This window comes from Shewanella sp. ZOR0012, from assembly GCF_000798835.1.
Classification (GTDB): domain Bacteria; phylum Pseudomonadota; class Gammaproteobacteria; order Enterobacterales; family Shewanellaceae; genus Shewanella; species Shewanella xiamenensis.
In genome coordinates this window covers 2,221,383-2,235,575 of the sequence record NZ_JTLE01000094.1, presented here as the reverse complement: position 1 = coordinate 2,235,575, position 14,193 = coordinate 2,221,383, and the positions used below count along the sequence as shown (strand labels likewise).

Annotated in this window: 15 protein-coding genes; 8 read left to right on the top strand and 7 right to left on the bottom strand. The window is 45.6% G+C overall.

Annotated elements, in window-relative coordinates; all coding sequences use genetic code 11:
- Positions 1 to 586, bottom strand: a 586-nt coding sequence (locus L976_RS22370) for an NAD(P)H-dependent flavin oxidoreductase (RefSeq protein ID WP_197062276.1), incomplete at its 3' end; no start/stop codon positions are given.
- Positions 587 to 975: 389 nt separating this feature from the next.
- Here L976_RS22370 and L976_RS11400 point away from each other — a divergent pair.
- On the top strand, positions 976 to 1,392 hold the full coding sequence (locus L976_RS11400) for a DUF2541 family protein (RefSeq protein ID WP_047536814.1): 417 nt from the start codon (positions 976 to 978) through the stop codon (positions 1,390 to 1,392).
- Between the two features lie 91 nt (positions 1,393 to 1,483).
- The gene (locus tag L976_RS11395) at positions 1,484 to 1,876 is read left to right on the top strand and encodes a DUF4156 domain-containing protein (RefSeq protein ID WP_047536811.1); all 393 of its coding nucleotides are present in this window, start codon (positions 1,484 to 1,486) and stop codon (positions 1,874 to 1,876) included.
- Between the two features lie 76 nt (positions 1,877 to 1,952).
- Here the strand turns inward: L976_RS11395 and ubiA are convergent, their stop codons facing one another.
- Both ubiA and uvrD read right to left on the bottom strand, forming a co-directional pair.
- Positions 1,953 to 2,813, bottom strand: a complete 861-nt coding sequence (ubiA, locus tag L976_RS11390) for a 4-hydroxybenzoate octaprenyltransferase (RefSeq protein ID WP_047536808.1) — start codon at positions 2,811 to 2,813, stop codon at positions 1,953 to 1,955.
- Positions 2,814 to 2,938: 125 nt separating this feature from the next.
- On the bottom strand, positions 2,939 to 5,107 hold the full coding sequence (uvrD, locus tag L976_RS11385; protein WP_047536806.1) for a DNA helicase II: 2,169 nt from the start codon (positions 5,105 to 5,107) through the stop codon (positions 2,939 to 2,941).
- Between the two features lie 524 nt (positions 5,108 to 5,631).
- On the opposite strand from uvrD, the gene L976_RS11380 reads away from it, so the two are divergent.
- Together L976_RS11380 and L976_RS11375 are read left to right on the top strand one after the other, a co-directional pair.
- Complete coding sequence (locus tag L976_RS11380) at positions 5,632 to 7,314, top strand: hypothetical protein (protein WP_047536803.1); 1,683 nt, start codon at positions 5,632 to 5,634, stop codon at positions 7,312 to 7,314.
- A 293-nt stretch (positions 7,315 to 7,607) separates the two neighbouring features.
- Positions 7,608 to 7,946, top strand: coding sequence for a DUF2314 domain-containing protein (locus L976_RS11375; protein ID WP_047536802.1), 339 nt, complete (start codon positions 7,608 to 7,610; stop codon positions 7,944 to 7,946).
- Between the two features lie 285 nt (positions 7,947 to 8,231).
- Here the strand turns inward: L976_RS11375 and L976_RS11370 are convergent, their stop codons facing one another.
- From L976_RS11370 to L976_RS11355, 4 genes are all read right to left on the bottom strand, one after another.
- Complete coding sequence (locus L976_RS11370; RefSeq protein ID WP_047536799.1) at positions 8,232 to 8,639, bottom strand: NUDIX hydrolase; 408 nt, start codon at positions 8,637 to 8,639, stop codon at positions 8,232 to 8,234.
- Positions 8,640 to 8,715: 76 nt separating this feature from the next.
- Positions 8,716 to 9,594 (bottom strand): KPN_02809 family neutral zinc metallopeptidase, encoded by an 879-nt coding sequence (ypfJ, locus tag L976_RS11365; RefSeq protein WP_047536796.1) that lies wholly within the window; start codon positions 9,592 to 9,594, stop codon positions 8,716 to 8,718.
- Positions 9,595 to 9,641: 47 nt separating this feature from the next.
- Entirely contained in the window at positions 9,642 to 10,067 is a 426-nt protein-coding gene (locus L976_RS11360; RefSeq protein ID WP_047536794.1) for a hypothetical protein, read from the bottom strand.
- An 11-nt stretch (positions 10,068 to 10,078) separates the two neighbouring features.
- Positions 10,079 to 10,312 (bottom strand): hypothetical protein, encoded by a 234-nt coding sequence (locus L976_RS11355; protein WP_037413552.1) that lies wholly within the window; start codon positions 10,310 to 10,312, stop codon positions 10,079 to 10,081.
- A 204-nt stretch (positions 10,313 to 10,516) separates the two neighbouring features.
- On the opposite strand from L976_RS11355, the gene L976_RS11350 reads away from it, so the two are divergent.
- The 4 genes from L976_RS11350 to L976_RS22775 all read left to right on the top strand — a co-directional run.
- Positions 10,517 to 12,010: a helicase HerA-like domain-containing protein gene (locus L976_RS11350; protein ID WP_047536791.1), complete on the top strand. Its 1,494-nt coding sequence runs from the start codon at positions 10,517 to 10,519 to the stop codon at positions 12,008 to 12,010.
- Between the two features lie 318 nt (positions 12,011 to 12,328).
- Complete coding sequence (locus tag L976_RS23770; protein WP_037413559.1) at positions 12,329 to 12,451, top strand: hypothetical protein; 123 nt, start codon at positions 12,329 to 12,331, stop codon at positions 12,449 to 12,451.
- A 502-nt stretch (positions 12,452 to 12,953) separates the two neighbouring features.
- Entirely contained in the window at positions 12,954 to 13,910 is a 957-nt protein-coding gene (locus L976_RS11345; RefSeq protein WP_037413561.1) for a TAXI family TRAP transporter solute-binding subunit, read from the top strand.
- 101 nt (positions 13,911 to 14,011) lie between these two features.
- The coding region (locus tag L976_RS22775) for a hypothetical protein (protein ID WP_156143253.1) at positions 14,012 to 14,193 on the top strand (182 nt) is incomplete at its 3' end.

Genomic DNA, 14,193 nt, shown 5'->3' with positions numbered 1-14,193 from the left:
CGAGCTGCTCGGTTAAATCCTCGGATAAAAAGTGCCCTCGGTGCCCACCCGCCTCAAGACCTTGGGCAATAATCGCATCGGCGCCGTGGGCCTCAAGCCAGAGTGCTTCCTCGACGGTTGTCGCCGTAGAGATAACTTTTGATCCCCAGGATTTGATTTCCAGCAGCAATTCTTCATCGGGCAAACCAAAGTGAAAACTCACCACCTCGGGCTTAAATTTAGCTAACACCTCGGCCTGTGACTTGCTGTAGGGTGTACGCTGGGCGCCAGCAGGCTGCACACTTGAGTCGAGATTAAATTCCGCAAAATAGGGGGCTAACTGTTCGAGCCAAGTCGCTTGCTTGGCCGCCTGTGGCAGAGGCTCGCTATGGCAAAAGAAGTTCACATTGATAGGTTTAGTCGTGTTAGCTCGGATTTCGGTTAACTCAGCTTCAAGCGCCTCGAGGGATAACATGGCGCAAGGTAATGAACCTAAACCACCCGCCTCAGACACGGCGATAGCAAGCGTACTGCCTTGCACTCCAGCCATAGGCGCTTGAATAATCGGAAATTCAATCCCAAATAATCGTGTAAGTCGACACGGCATACTTCACCTCCTTTGAACTTAATCCTGCTGTCACTCACTCCGCAGCAGTTACTCACTCCGAGACCGCCAGCTTAAACAACGATGACCACCAAACTGAGTGGCATTTATCACAATCTACCAGAAAACTGCACGCAACTTGTAGTATTTGCTAAATATTGAAAATCGGTAAATTGGCTTAGATCATAAAATGTCATGCGTTAAGGGATATTTAAGTCTAATTAAAAGTAAAAATAATATCGGCATAATTTAAATTACATTTGTATCATAATGCAAAACACATATTGACCTTATTCAAATAAAACCCGTGATATCAGCCGCACTAAGCGATAAAAAAACTATTTAGGTTACATTAAATACTTTATGATTCGCCCCCATTTTTTGGAGGCCATATGTTAATAAAATCTAGTCTATTTTCGACGTTCAATATTAATCGAATAATTATCTGCTTACTCTTGATGTTTACCACATCCGTTGCCTATGCAAAAAAAGATGATAATGACGATGAAATCACCCTTGGCCGCACCATATTACTCGGCATTGGCGATCATCCAGCCACCATACCTTTGATCATTTGCCGACAGGCAAAATATATCAAAATCAAAGCAGAAAGAGATGTGAGTATCGATCGCGTTGTCGTCACCTATGGGGATGATAAAACCCGCACCATCAAATTTGATACCGATATCGACAAAGATGAACACTCGGAATGGAAATCATTAGGCGCCCGCCGCTGTGTTAAAAAAATTGAAGTATATGGAAACTCAGATCGTAGTAAAGCTGGGATAAAAGTATTAGGACGTAAATAACTTAAGTCATCAACAATAAGTATTAATCAGCTAATAATATTCTTTCAGCTAGCCGATTTCTATTAATAGTCTGAATATGAGTCATAAATAAATGAATTTTCGCACAATATTAATGTTATTACTCGGCCTTAATGTAACAGCGTGTGTTACCTTTCCTACTGAGGAATCGGCACATGTCAAAATATTATGGGAAAACTCCGCAGCTATTGAAAACTGTACTTATAAAGGCACAGTGATTGGTTCGCAGGGGCATTTCTATGATTATTGGCTGCACAGTGATAGGGATATGGTGTGGGGTACACTCAACGAGATGCGCATCAAAAGCCATGCGCTCGGCGCCGATACTGTTTATCTCTATCAACCGCTTAAGTTTTTAGGCTCTGTGACTATGATGGGAAATGCTTACCAATGCTCTGACATCCAAAGTTCAGCCAGTCAGTATCCGCAGATTGATGCGACGCAGGATACCACTTCGAGTCAGTGAGTCGCGGCTTGAACTAAGTTTTGAACGGCTATCAGGCGACACGCCTGATAGCACTCATACCAACGGAGAGGAAAACTTAAAACAGGTAATCGGCTCCCAGACCAATAAATAAGGCTAACCCTGCCCAGTTATTGTTGAGAAAGGCTTTAAAACAAGGGGCTCTCTCGCGGCCAAAAATCAACATCTGTTGGTAAGTGCTAAAACCAACAAAGGTCAGCAATCCTAGACCATAGAGCAGGCCACGGTCGGCACTCCAACCGGCTGCAATAAAACACAGCAGTGCAGCCAGTTGAAATAATCCAATGATTTGACGGTCGTATTTGCCAAAAAGAATGGCGGTCGATTTGATACCGACTTTTAAATCATCATCCCTATCGACCATGGCATACATAGTGTCGTAGGCCACGGTCCAAAACCAATTCGCCGCAAATAACCACCAAGCTTCGATGGGCACTTCACCGGTTTGCGCCGCATAGGCCATGGGGATAGACCAGCTCCATACCACACCCAAAAACATCTGCGGCATGTTTGTTACCCGCTTAGTAAAGGGGTAAATAATGGTGAGGATAATGCCTACAACGGATAATTTAACCACTAAGCCATTGAGCAGTAAGACTAAACCAAAAGCGGCTAAACCTAAGATCACAAACAGTAATAACGCTTCTTTGGTGCTGATTTCGCCGCTGGCGAGAGGGCGGGATTTGGTACGTTCAACATGGGAGTCGAGATCGCGATCGGCATAGTCGTTAATAATGCAGCCACAGGCACGCATAATCACCACACCAATAATGAAGATAATGAGTACCTTAAGATCGGGCATACCACCTGCTGCTAGCACCAGCGCCATCAAACACGGCCAGAGTAATAACAAGGTGCCGATAGGACGGTCGAGTCGAGTCAGGCGGGAATACACGTCCCACTTCTGCTTTAGATTCATTAACTAACTACTCCCAAACCTAATTTTTTATCTCGGTTGCTAGGGTAAACATCATATACCCTAGCCCCCTTTTAAGCGAATTTGCGCAGGCTGAAACTGTCACAAAATCATGACATTCATACCAATCAACGCGCCTCTAAGCGCGCGTAAGCCACCACCAGCCACTTACTGCCAAAATCACTAAAATTCACCTGTACCCGCGCCTGTGCGCCACTGCCTTCAAAGTTAGTCACTTTGCCGTCACCAAACTTTGGATGATGCACTCTTTGGCCGACGCTAAAGCCAGTATCGTTGGCGACCGCCGACTTTTGCGCACTGAAGCGATTATTGGCCATCGGCGTCGACACCTGCGCCTTTAAGCGAATTTCGTCCACATATTGCGGCGGGATTTCCTTAATAAAACGCGATGGACGGGCGTAATCTTCACGGCCATAAATACGGCGGGACTCGGCATAGGTGATATAGAGTTTTTCCATCGCGCGGGTCATGCCCACGTAACAGAGTCGGCGTTCCTCATCGAGTCTGTCACCCTCTTCGAGCGCCATCTTACTCGGGAAGATCCCCTCCTCGACACCCGCCATAAACACCAAAGTAAACTCCAGCCCCTTGGCCGAGTGCAGTGTCATTAACTGTACGGCATCGGTAAAGGCATCGGCCTGACCTTCGCCCGCCTCTAAGGCAGCGTGGGATAGGAAGGCGTTAAGCTCGCCCATATCCTCAAGCTCCTCTGGCATTTCGAAGGTGCGCGCGGCGGTAACGAGTTCCTCTAAGTTTTCGATACGAGCGTGGGCCTTTTCGCCCTTTTCCGCTTCGTACATGGCTTTGAGGCCAGAGGCTTGGATCACTGTGTCCGTCATCCGGTACAGCGCCATATCCTGGGTTTCTTCCTGTAGGGTGACGATAAGATCCATAAAACCACGTACCGCAGAGGCAGCACGACCCGCAAGCACTTTTTCATCCAGCAAACGTAAACAAGCCTGCCACAGGGTGAGTTCCTGCTGACGCGCGGTCGAACGCAGAATATCTAAGGTGCGATCGCCAATCCCACGGGGCGGCGTATTAACCACGCGCTCGAAGGCGGCATCGTCATTTTTATTGCTGATTAGCCGCATATAACCCATAGCGTCTTTAATCTCTTGGCGTTCGAAGAAGCGTAGGCCACCGTAAATACGATAAGCTAAACCTTTGTGCAATAAGGCTTCTTCGAGCACGCGCGACTGAGCGTTTGAGCGATATAAAATCGCGCAGTCACTTAAATTGCCGCCTTTTTCGTACCAATCATTGATACGGCCGACAATAAAGCGCGCCTCGTCCATTTCGTTAAAGGCGCAGTAGAGGGAAATCGGCTCACCATCGGCTTCGTCGGTCCACAACTCTTTACCTAAACGCTCGGGGTTATTGGCGATAAGGGCGTTTGATGCCTTCAAAATATTGCCCTTGGAGCGATAATTTTGCTCGAGGCGAATCGTAGTCGCCGTCGGGAAATCCTTCAGGAAGCGGTGCAGGTTTTCAACCTGAGCGCCGCGCCAACCGTAAATAGATTGGTCGTCGTCACCCACTATCATCACGTTAGCGGTTTGGCCTGCCAGCACGCGGATCCAAGCATATTGAATGGCGTTGGTATCTTGGAACTCGTCCACCAGAATATGCTTAAAACGTTCTTGATAATGTGCCAGCAAATGCGGCTTATTGAGCCAAAGCTCGTGGGCACGCAGCAGGATTTCGGCAAAGTCGACAAGACCTGCGCGATCGCAGGATTCTTGATAGACCTGATAAATTTTTAAAAGATTCTGCTCAATCGGAAAACCACCCGCATCGATATGCTTAGGACGAAGACCTTGGTCTTTCTTGCCATTGATATAGGCCTGTGCCTGACGGGGAGGATATTGTTTTTCATCCAGATTCAAACTTTTCAGGATGCGTTTCAGCAAGCGCAGCTGATCGTCCGAATCAAGAATTTGGAAGCTTTGCGGTAATCCCGCATCTTGGAAGTGAGTGCGTAATAAACGATGCGCCAGCCCGTGGAAGGTGCCAATCCACATCCGCCCCATATTGGTGCCAGCGACTTTTTCAACCCGCTCGCGCATCTCGGCCGCAGCTTTATTGGTAAACGTCACGGCTAAAATCGAGTAAGGACTCTGCTGTTCAACCTGCATTAACCACGCGATACGGTGGGTTAACACCCGCGTTTTACCACTGCCCGCCCCCGCAAGCACTAACATGCTAGATTGCGGTGCCGCGACAGCCTCGCGCTGCTTATCATTCAGGCCGTCTAGTAAAGAAGATACGTCCATTCTCGCCTCCAAAAAATCGAGGAGGCATTATAACAGAAGAAATCCCACCTGCGCGCCTGATCCACAAGACAAGAGGCATAAGCCAAGAGGTACGAGACAATAGCCATAAGATGATCGGTATGGCACAGTCCATTCTTAAGCACTGTCATTCCAGTGACACGCCATTAACTCATCCCTGAGGGCTCGACGACGGCATCTGATGTAAAAGGATTTACGAATGTCGCGATCACATGGATGTGAAAGAGCGACCATGTCACGGACGGTCACTTCCATGACAGCGCTTAATCCTATTAACCTTTGCGTATCTTTGCCAGCCAGAAAAGAATGATAAAGCTAAAACAATATCAAGTGATTACCCACCGAACCGTATAAAAAACCGCTACCGCAAAATAGCAGATTCCTATAGCATCATTTATACCAATTGACATGGATGTGGCAGCGACCAAGTCCAACAAGCGATTTATGCCTCGCAAACAGCGCAGCGCATAAATACTAAGAAGTTATGCATTTTTGAAGGAACAACGATGTCCGTCGAGGTAATCAAAGATCAAATTTTTCAGTTTTTATCCTCAGATCAGCCAGAAGTTATGGCGATCAAAGGTGAATGGGGTGTCGGAAAAACCTATAGCTGGAAGAAGTTTCTTAAAGAGGCTTGTGATGAAAATAAGTTAAACCTCAAACGCTACTCTTACGTTTCTCTTTTCGGCATTAACTCATTGGAAGCCTTTAAATACACAATTTTTGAAAATGTAATAAATAAAGAGATTGTCGGCACTGAGGCTAGTCTCGAAACATTCAGGAACAACACTACATGTCTAATCGAGTCATTTGGAAGGCAATCATTTAACCTCTTTAAAGGTGCACCATTAATTAAGTCGTTTAGCCCTGCTATAGAAACAATTTCATTTTTGTCATTAAATAAGACGCTTATATGCATTGATGATTTAGAAAGGAAAGGAAAAGGTCTTGATGTAAAAGATGTTTTGGGGCTGGTCTCGCTGCTAAAGGAGCAAAAGGAGTGCAAGGTAGTATTGCTTCTTAACGATGGTGAGGAAGGTTTGGGCGACTATGAAAAGTATCGTGAAAAAGTGATTGATACTGAGCTTGCATTTGCCCCCGATCCTCGAGAATGTGCGGAAATAGCCTATTCTGAACAAACACCTAATTATTTAAGGCTGAGGGAGCTAACTACAAGTCTCGGAATTCGAAATATCCGTATTCTTAAAAAAATTGAGAGGCTAACAACTCTAGCACTCCCACTGGTTGAAGAGTACGAGCCAGAAATATTAGATCAAGTTTTACATTCACTAGTGCTGTTTGCGTGGAGTTATTTTTGCTCAAACTCTAATGAGGAAATACCTCCTTTAGAATTTATTACTAAAAAAGGTTATACCTTGTTAGGTATTGGGGACGAGAAAGTCAGCGAACAGCAGAAAAAATGGCAAACTACTCTACAAGCATATAACTATCTGCTAACTGACGAATTAGACCTGTTGTTATCTGAAGCGGTAAAAACCGGCTATTTCGTTGTAGATGAGTTCAAACCAAAAGCTGCTGATAAAAACCAACAGATTATAGCATCCAAATCTGAGGGATCATTCACAAATGCCTGGCGTCTCTACCATGATACATTTAATGATAACGGCGACGAAGTAATAAATGGCTTATATGAGAGTTTTAAGGAAAACTGTAAATATATAACGCCTACAAATCTCAATGGAACTGTCTCGCTATTTAGAGAATTGGGTGAGGAAGAAAAGGCTTCTGAAATCATTGATTTCTACATAAAAAATAGAAAGGAAGAAACTGAACTTTTTAACATAAAGAAGAATAATTTCTTTGGTGATACTAGAGATCAGGAGGTTATAGATAAATTCAATGATACATATAATCGGTCAGTTACTACTGAGACAGCGAAACAAGTGTTAGATCGTATAGCTGGTAGAAATAGCTGGAACCCAAGTGACGAGGTGGTGTTAGCGAGCACATCGGTTGATGATTATTACAAACTATTCAAAACTGAAAGTGGTCGCCACCTGTCATCCTTCGTCACAACCTGTTTGAAATTTGGTCAGTTTGGAAGTGCTAGTGATCAACAAAAGGAAATTGCGAATAGGGCTACAGAAGCGTTAAGAAGAATTGCAGGCGAGAGCGAAATTAACAAAAGACGAGTCAAGAAGTTCGGTGTGAGTCTTGAGGATGCATAACAAGGCGCAGCTATCGGACAAATTTTCCACTGCGCTCCGGGCGAAACAAGATATCCACAACTCTTCAATGTTTTAAGTCACCCAAAACGACTTAACAATTAAAGGAATACACCATCCCTCGGAATTGCAGCATGGATAATTGAGCAATTGTGTGAGTATTCCCATATATGGCAAGCTAGCTTTCGGCTATAAAACTAAAACAGTTTAGGGGACAGTGTCATATACAAACTGGCATAAGACCCTAACAAACTCGCACCACGCGTTTGCTTTAAACGTTAGATTACTGAGGCACTATGGAAGATAAGTTTGCCCGCATAGAAATTGATGGATGGGAACTCAATGATGGTGAGGCCATTCACCATCAGCATTCAGATACTTTCTGGATTCCCTCTTTTGAGGCAAGGAGCAATCTTAAAACAGGACAACTGGTTAAACTCATCTTCCAGATAATTACGGAGGATGACGCTGGCGTGGAAGAGGTAAATGTAGAGCGCATGTGGGTGATCGTTAAAGACCGCATCAATAACATTTATAGAGGTCAACTTGATAATGACCCTTACTGCACGGAAGAAATAAGATCTGGTATGGAAGTATGGTTTGAACCAAAGCACGTAATAGATATTTACGAATAGCAGTAATCTAACAATGCGCCCCTGACCGCTAATTTGATCATCTTTATCAAAAATGATTAAGATTGCTTTTGTTAAGTTCGGAGGTATGGGAGTTTATCAAGACAGTCTTTGTTAAATTTTACAGGGCGAGCGCGAACTAAACCATTTGATTTTATTAACAAAAAGCAAGAGACAGCCTAACTGAATGATTTTACATGGGTGAAAATCTAGGCTTAAAAGGTACATTGCTTAAAAATCTAATCGCGCAAACCTAAACCGATTAACTCCAAGTTTACTGATAAAGCCTTAAAACTTCGCACTCACGACAACACCGTTGAAATTAAGACAATCTTTAATTCTTTGCTGCTGAACCGCGCTAAGCGTGTCGATATCATGGAAGGCAAACTCTGAGTGTTCATGACTTAAGCGAATCAGCGCATCGGCAGATGCACACTCACAACGAAAGATAAAAGCTTGGGATTGATAGACGCTGTGATAATACACGCCGCTAAGATAGTGAATGTTCACCTCTAATCCCAATTCCTCTTGGCATTCGCGCAGCAGCGCTTCGTGAATGGTCTCTCCTGGTTCTAAGGCGCCGCCGGGTAAGCCCCAAGCAAAATTGCCATAGTTCGCTTTGAGCAGCAGCACTTGCCCTAACTCATTGGTAATCACTGCATGACTACTGAGCCGAAACCTATCTTCAAATGCCATCTACCCATCCTACGTTGGCGCGATTACCAGCTTGCTATTTGCTATTTGCTATTTGCTATTTGCTATTTGCTATTTGCTATTTGCTATTAAAAGTATTGCAGCTGGCAGGTTTGCCGGAGGCAAAGCCGATATTAAACCATTTCACTCTGTCAGCCGAACTACCATGGGTAAAGGCTTCGGGTTGCACGGCGCGACCCGCCATTTTTTGCAGGCGATCATCCCCCACGGCACTGGCCGCGGCAATGCCTTCTTCTACATCGCCAGGCTCAAGCAAATTGAGCTGTCTATCGACATAATGCCCCCACACGCCAGCGTAACAGTCGGCTTGCAATTCGAGGGCGACACTCAGTTGATTGGCCTGCGCCTTGCCAGCGGCTTGCTGGGCCTGACGCACTTTAGTGCTGGTGCCGAGTAGGTTCTGTACATGGTGACCGACCTCGTGGGCGATAACATAGGCAAAGGCGAAATCCCCCGGCGCTCCGAGTTTTTTCAATTCCTCGAGAAAACTCAAGTCGATATAGACTTTGCTGTCAGCGGGGCAATAGAAAGGCCCCGATTGCGCCTGCCCCATACCGCATCCGGTTGAAGTCATATTGCGATAAAGCACTAGCTTAGGTTCGACATATCGCCCTTGTAGCAATTGATTCCAAACGGTCTCCGTCGTGCCAAGAATCGCCGCCACAAACTGGGCATTTTCATCTTGAGCCGCGGTATTACTGGCCGATTGAGACTGACTAAACCCCGCTTGATTACTCGGTTCGAGGGATAATCCGCCGGTAAAATATTGAAACGCAAAATATAACCCGCCCAGCAGCAATACCACTCGACCGATTTTAGTTTGCAGCAGAAAAGGCAATAACCTAAGCAAGAGCGCACTGGGCACGCCCGCCGACGCCATCTGTTGGTCCCGTCTGTCTTCGATATTGGAGCTGCGATCACTGTCACGCCAACGCATTGGATTTCCTCGGCTATGGGTATGCAATAGACATTTCAGTTTAGCCGTTATTTGGGATCATTCTGCTCAGTAGGAGCCGCTTTTAACGAGCGCAAAAACAGCCCTAGCCCACCAAAGGCTAACACTAAAATCACGATCAAATCGAAGGCCGACATGGCTTTAAAGTGAAACTGAATCGAGCTGATCACGCCTACAAGTAAGGCGACTAAGGAGCCTAAGGTAAGCAGCCAACCGAGCTTAGTCTTGGCATCAAAAAACACCATCACTATCCCGAGGATAAACGGCAGCATCACCATACCTGTGGTGATCGATAATCCCTGTCCAAAGGCATTCATGCGGTAGAGGCCGTAACCTAGCCCAAAACTGGAACTTACCTGTATCGCATTGAATAACAGATAGAATCCTGCACACATCATGGCAAGTCCAATAAAAAACTGGCCAATACCGCCCTGTGTTCCTCCCGCTCCCTTCATACCAATCCTTGCTATTGACGTTGTTGAATCGCCCGATCCACAGCTTGTTTAAGCTGTTGTTCCTCTTCAGCCTTTTTGGCCTTTTCATGGGCAGTTAACTGCTTATCCGCCTCATCCACGCAGCGCTGCTTATCTAGCATGGGTTCATAGGGGTCGACATCCGTCCGGGCGGAACAGGCTAGCTCAGCACAGCCAGAGGTCAATAATAATGTGGACAAGACTAACATAATCAATGGGGTTTTCATCTTCGGCTCCGCAACAAATGCTACAAAATAACTACACTTAGCCAAACTAACATTGCCAAGCTTTACTTGAGCTGTATCGATTATGTGCTCAACGATATTGACACAGATCCACGAAAGGCAAACACTGAGTGATGTTTTTTTATCCACCCATGACCAACTCCCCCTTGGTTCACCTTGGGGCGTTAATTAAGACAAGGACTGCGCTTGAATACTCTACTCTTAGGTAAAGGTGAGCAACAGGTTCACTTAAATCTTAAATATGCCAACCGCCACGGACTGATCGCTGGCGCTACAGGTACAGGCAAAACCGTTTCGCTGATGACGCTAGCCGAAGGCTTTTCCCGCCAAGGTGTACCCGTCTTTCTTACTGATATCAAAGGGGATATTTCAGGACTCGGTGTAGCGGGCACACCAAACGATAAGCTATTGAAGCGGGCGGCAGAAATCGGGATAGTAGATTATCAAACCGAGGCAAACCCCGTCGTTTGCTGGGATTTGGCAGGAGAGCAAGGTCATCCATTACGCACAACCGTGAGTGAAATGGGGCCGACCTTACTCGGGCGCATTCTCGAGCTCAATGACACCCAAAGCAGTATTTTAGACATAGTGTTTCAACTGGCTGACGACCAAGGTTTATTGTTACTCGACCTCGACGATTTGCGCGCCATGCTGAACTTAGTGGCCGATGAGCGCAAAGACATCTCAGCCAAATATGGGCTTATCAGCGCCCAATCCCTTGCCGCCATTCAACGCTCAGTGCTTGGTTTAGCGCGCGATGGGGGTAACGACTTTTTCGGCGAACCTGCACTTCAACTCGAAGACTTGATGCGCACTAATTTGCAAGGGCGCGGCATTATCAACCTGTTAGCCGCCAATAAACTCATCTTGACCCCTAGCCTCTATTCCAGCTTCTTACTCTGGCTGCTATCAGAACTGTTTGAAAATTTACCCGAAGTCGGCGATCTCGATAAACCTAAATTAGTCTTCTTTATTGATGAGGCACACCTATTATTTGAGGGCTGCCCAGCAAGTTTGCTTAAACGCATAGAGCAAATTATGCGGCTTATCCGCTCCAAGGGCGTCGGGGTATATTTCTGTTCGCAATTTCCCGACGACATTCCTAACGAGATCTTAGGTCAGCTCGGCAATCGCATTCAGCATGCCCTCAGGGCGTATACCCCAAGGGATCAAAAAGCCGTTAAAACCGCAGCCGAAACCTTTGTATCGAATCCTAAATTGGTGGTCAGCGAGGTAATTTCACAACTCGCCGTGGGCGAAGCCTTAGTGTCAACCCTTGCCGAGAAAGGTGTGCCGACTATGGTTGAGCGCACCTTAATAGCACCACCACGCTGCCGGATGGGGCCAGCCACGACCGAAGAGTTAACCGCTATCCGTCATCAGAGTCCGATTGGTGGTAAATACGATACCTTAGTCAATCGTGAATCCGCCTATGAGCGACTGAATCAACGTCATACCGAACAAACGAATGGCAGCAGTACTGCGCAAACAACCAGTACGCCAACGACCAAAGCAGCTGAGCAAGGCTGGTTTAGCGAGCTTATCTTTGGTAATAAACGCCGCCAAGGATTAGCCGAAACCTTGTCGAAACAAGCGGCAAGAACCGTTGGTAATCAACTCGGAAAACAAATTTTACGCGGATTACTCGGCGGTATACTGGGAAAATCGACTCGCAGGTAAGGTAATGAAATGTGTAAATACCGTGTTCTGAACCGCATATTTTATATACAGATTAGCACTAGCATTAGCGTGAATTATTCTAAGCAGCGAGTGGATCTTCCTTAGGATTTCGGTGATAAGATTATTTTGCGAGTACAGCTCAGAGAGGCAAACAAATTCAAATAAATTACCAATCGTTTTAAATAGTTGTGATTTAAAAAATGGTGTAATTCGAGTTTAAACGTTTCGCTTTAATCAGGACATCATGGAACGGGTTTTACGCAAATGGCTTACATGATTAGCCTGATGAACAACCACTGAAAGTACATGGAGTTAACTATGAGTAAAGAGCAAAAAAATCGCAAAGAGGCCAAGAAAAAGCCGTTAATGTCGATCAAGGAAAAACGCGCTGCAAAGCACGCCAAAAACGCGACTAAAGGCCTCCTCGATAACGTTAAGTAATATTGTGACACCTTAGGGTGCGCTTCCAATATCTTGATTAAGGGTTAACTACGGTTAGCCCTTTTTATTAGCCCGTTTTTTATTCTCACCCACTTAACGATAATTTATTCCGCAAACACAAAAACGCTAACATACTGATTTTTTAAATATTAATAAGCTAGAACGCCTTTATTTAGGACCTCACCTAGACTAAAGCAATATCTACAATGCTTGAGTCTTTTGCTATGGTTTTCTTCACCCAAATCCACACATTCTGAATGCAACACACTTGCCGATATGTTCCTAGATGCAGATGTAATCTACGCATTATCGACTCATGGTTACCCCGATTAACTCGGCACATTAGCCGTAAAAACTCACTGTCTAGCTTGTATCGAAAGGCGTGTTAAAGCTTGTATTTTGAACAGTTTTGGGTATATAAGGTCTGATACTAAAATAAATAATCAATGGTATATATTGTTCTTACCCTATATAACACAATAAAAAATAAGGATATTTAAGCATGAAAATCAACAAACGTTTTATCGCCGTGGGCGCCGCTTTAACCCTCTCACTCAGTGCAGCCACGATGGCGGCCGCACCAGCCTTTATCAATATTCTGACCGGTGGTACCAGTGGTGTGTATTACCCGATTGGTGTGGCACTGTCGCAACTTTATGGTACAGGTATTGAAGGCGCGAAGACCTCAGTACAAGCCACTAAAGCCTCGGTTGAAAACCTTAACTTGCTGCAAGCCGGTCGTGGTGAGCTGGCCTTAGCCTTAGGTGATTCAGTGGCTGCGGCCTATCAGGGCGATGCCGATGCAGGCTTTAAAAAACCGTTAGATAAGGTTCGCGTGCTCGCAGCCGCTTATCCTAACTATATTCAAATAGTGGCGAGTAAAGAATCAGGTATCAAAACCTTAGCTGATTTAAAAGGTAAACGTATTTCTGTCGGTGCACCTAAGTCTGGTACTGAACTCAATGCTCGCGCCATCTTCAAAGCGGCTGGTTTAAGCTATGAGGATATGGGCAAGGTTGAGTTTTTACCTTACGCTGAATCCGTTGAGCTGATTAAAAACCGTCAGTTAGATGCAACCTTACAATCCTCGGGCTTAGGGATGGCGGCGATCCGTGATTTAGCTGCGACGATGCCAATCAACTTTGTTGAAGTCCCCGAAGATGTGATCCTCAAAATTAATAATCCTGCCTATCAGCATGGAGTCATCCCCGCATCGACCTACGAAGGTCAAACTGCTGATGTCTCAACGGTTGCGATTCAAAACCTATTTGTCACTCAAGCGGGTGTGTCGGACGATTTAGCCTATCAGATGACCAAACTGATGTTTGAACATTTAGATCGTCTCGGTAATGCGCACTCAGCGGCAAAAGCGATTCAATTAGACAAAGCGACCAAAAATCTGCCAGCGCCGCTGCACCCAGGTGCGGAGCGTTATTTCAAAGAAGTTGGCGCACTCTAAGGGTGTAACCTCAATCTGAGCGACCCTTTTCCAACTAAGCACTTGGGTGATTCCCCAAGTGCTGCGTCGCCCTCTGTTGTCTAATGCTGTGAGGCATAAATATGAGCGATTCCGAACAAGGCCTAGGTGCAAGCACCAGTGACTGGCCCAAAGCGCTGTTTTATACGGCACTTATTTTCTCTATTTTTCAAATCATTACCGCCGCATTTCACCCCGTATCGACTCAAGTGCTGCGGGCAACCCACGTTGGTTTTTTACTTTTAGTGGTTTTTTTAAGTTATCC

What these genes read in the sequence shown, in the direction of transcription:
- L976_RS11355 (WP_037413552.1), bottom strand. Translation starts at nt 10,312, where the DNA reads ATGAAAACCCCATTGATTATGTTAGTCTTGTCCACATTATTATTGACC.
- L976_RS11400 (WP_047536814.1), top strand. Translation starts at nt 976, where the DNA reads ATGTTAATAAAATCTAGTCTATTTTCGACGTTCAATATTAATCGAATA.
- ypfJ (WP_047536796.1), bottom strand. Translation starts at nt 9,594, where the DNA reads ATGCGTTGGCGTGACAGTGATCGCAGCTCCAATATCGAAGACAGACGG.
- L976_RS11360 (WP_047536794.1), bottom strand. Translation starts at nt 10,067, where the DNA reads ATGAAGGGAGCGGGAGGAACACAGGGCGGTATTGGCCAGTTTTTTATT.
- uvrD (WP_047536806.1), bottom strand. Translation starts at nt 5,107, where the DNA reads ATGGACGTATCTTCTTTACTAGACGGCCTGAATGATAAGCAGCGCGAG.
- L976_RS11395 (WP_047536811.1), top strand. Translation starts at nt 1,484, where the DNA reads ATGAATTTTCGCACAATATTAATGTTATTACTCGGCCTTAATGTAACA.
- ubiA (WP_047536808.1), bottom strand. Translation starts at nt 2,813, where the DNA reads ATGAATCTAAAGCAGAAGTGGGACGTGTATTCCCGCCTGACTCGACTC.
- L976_RS23770 (WP_037413559.1), top strand. Translation starts at nt 12,329, where the DNA reads ATGAGTAAAGAGCAAAAAAATCGCAAAGAGGCCAAGAAAAAGCCGTTA.
- L976_RS11370 (WP_047536799.1), bottom strand. Translation starts at nt 8,639, where the DNA reads ATGGCATTTGAAGATAGGTTTCGGCTCAGTAGTCATGCAGTGATTACC.
- L976_RS11380 (WP_047536803.1), top strand. Translation starts at nt 5,632, where the DNA reads ATGTCCGTCGAGGTAATCAAAGATCAAATTTTTCAGTTTTTATCCTCA.
- L976_RS11345 (WP_037413561.1), top strand. Translation starts at nt 12,954, where the DNA reads ATGAAAATCAACAAACGTTTTATCGCCGTGGGCGCCGCTTTAACCCTC.
- L976_RS11375 (WP_047536802.1), top strand. Translation starts at nt 7,608, where the DNA reads ATGGAAGATAAGTTTGCCCGCATAGAAATTGATGGATGGGAACTCAAT.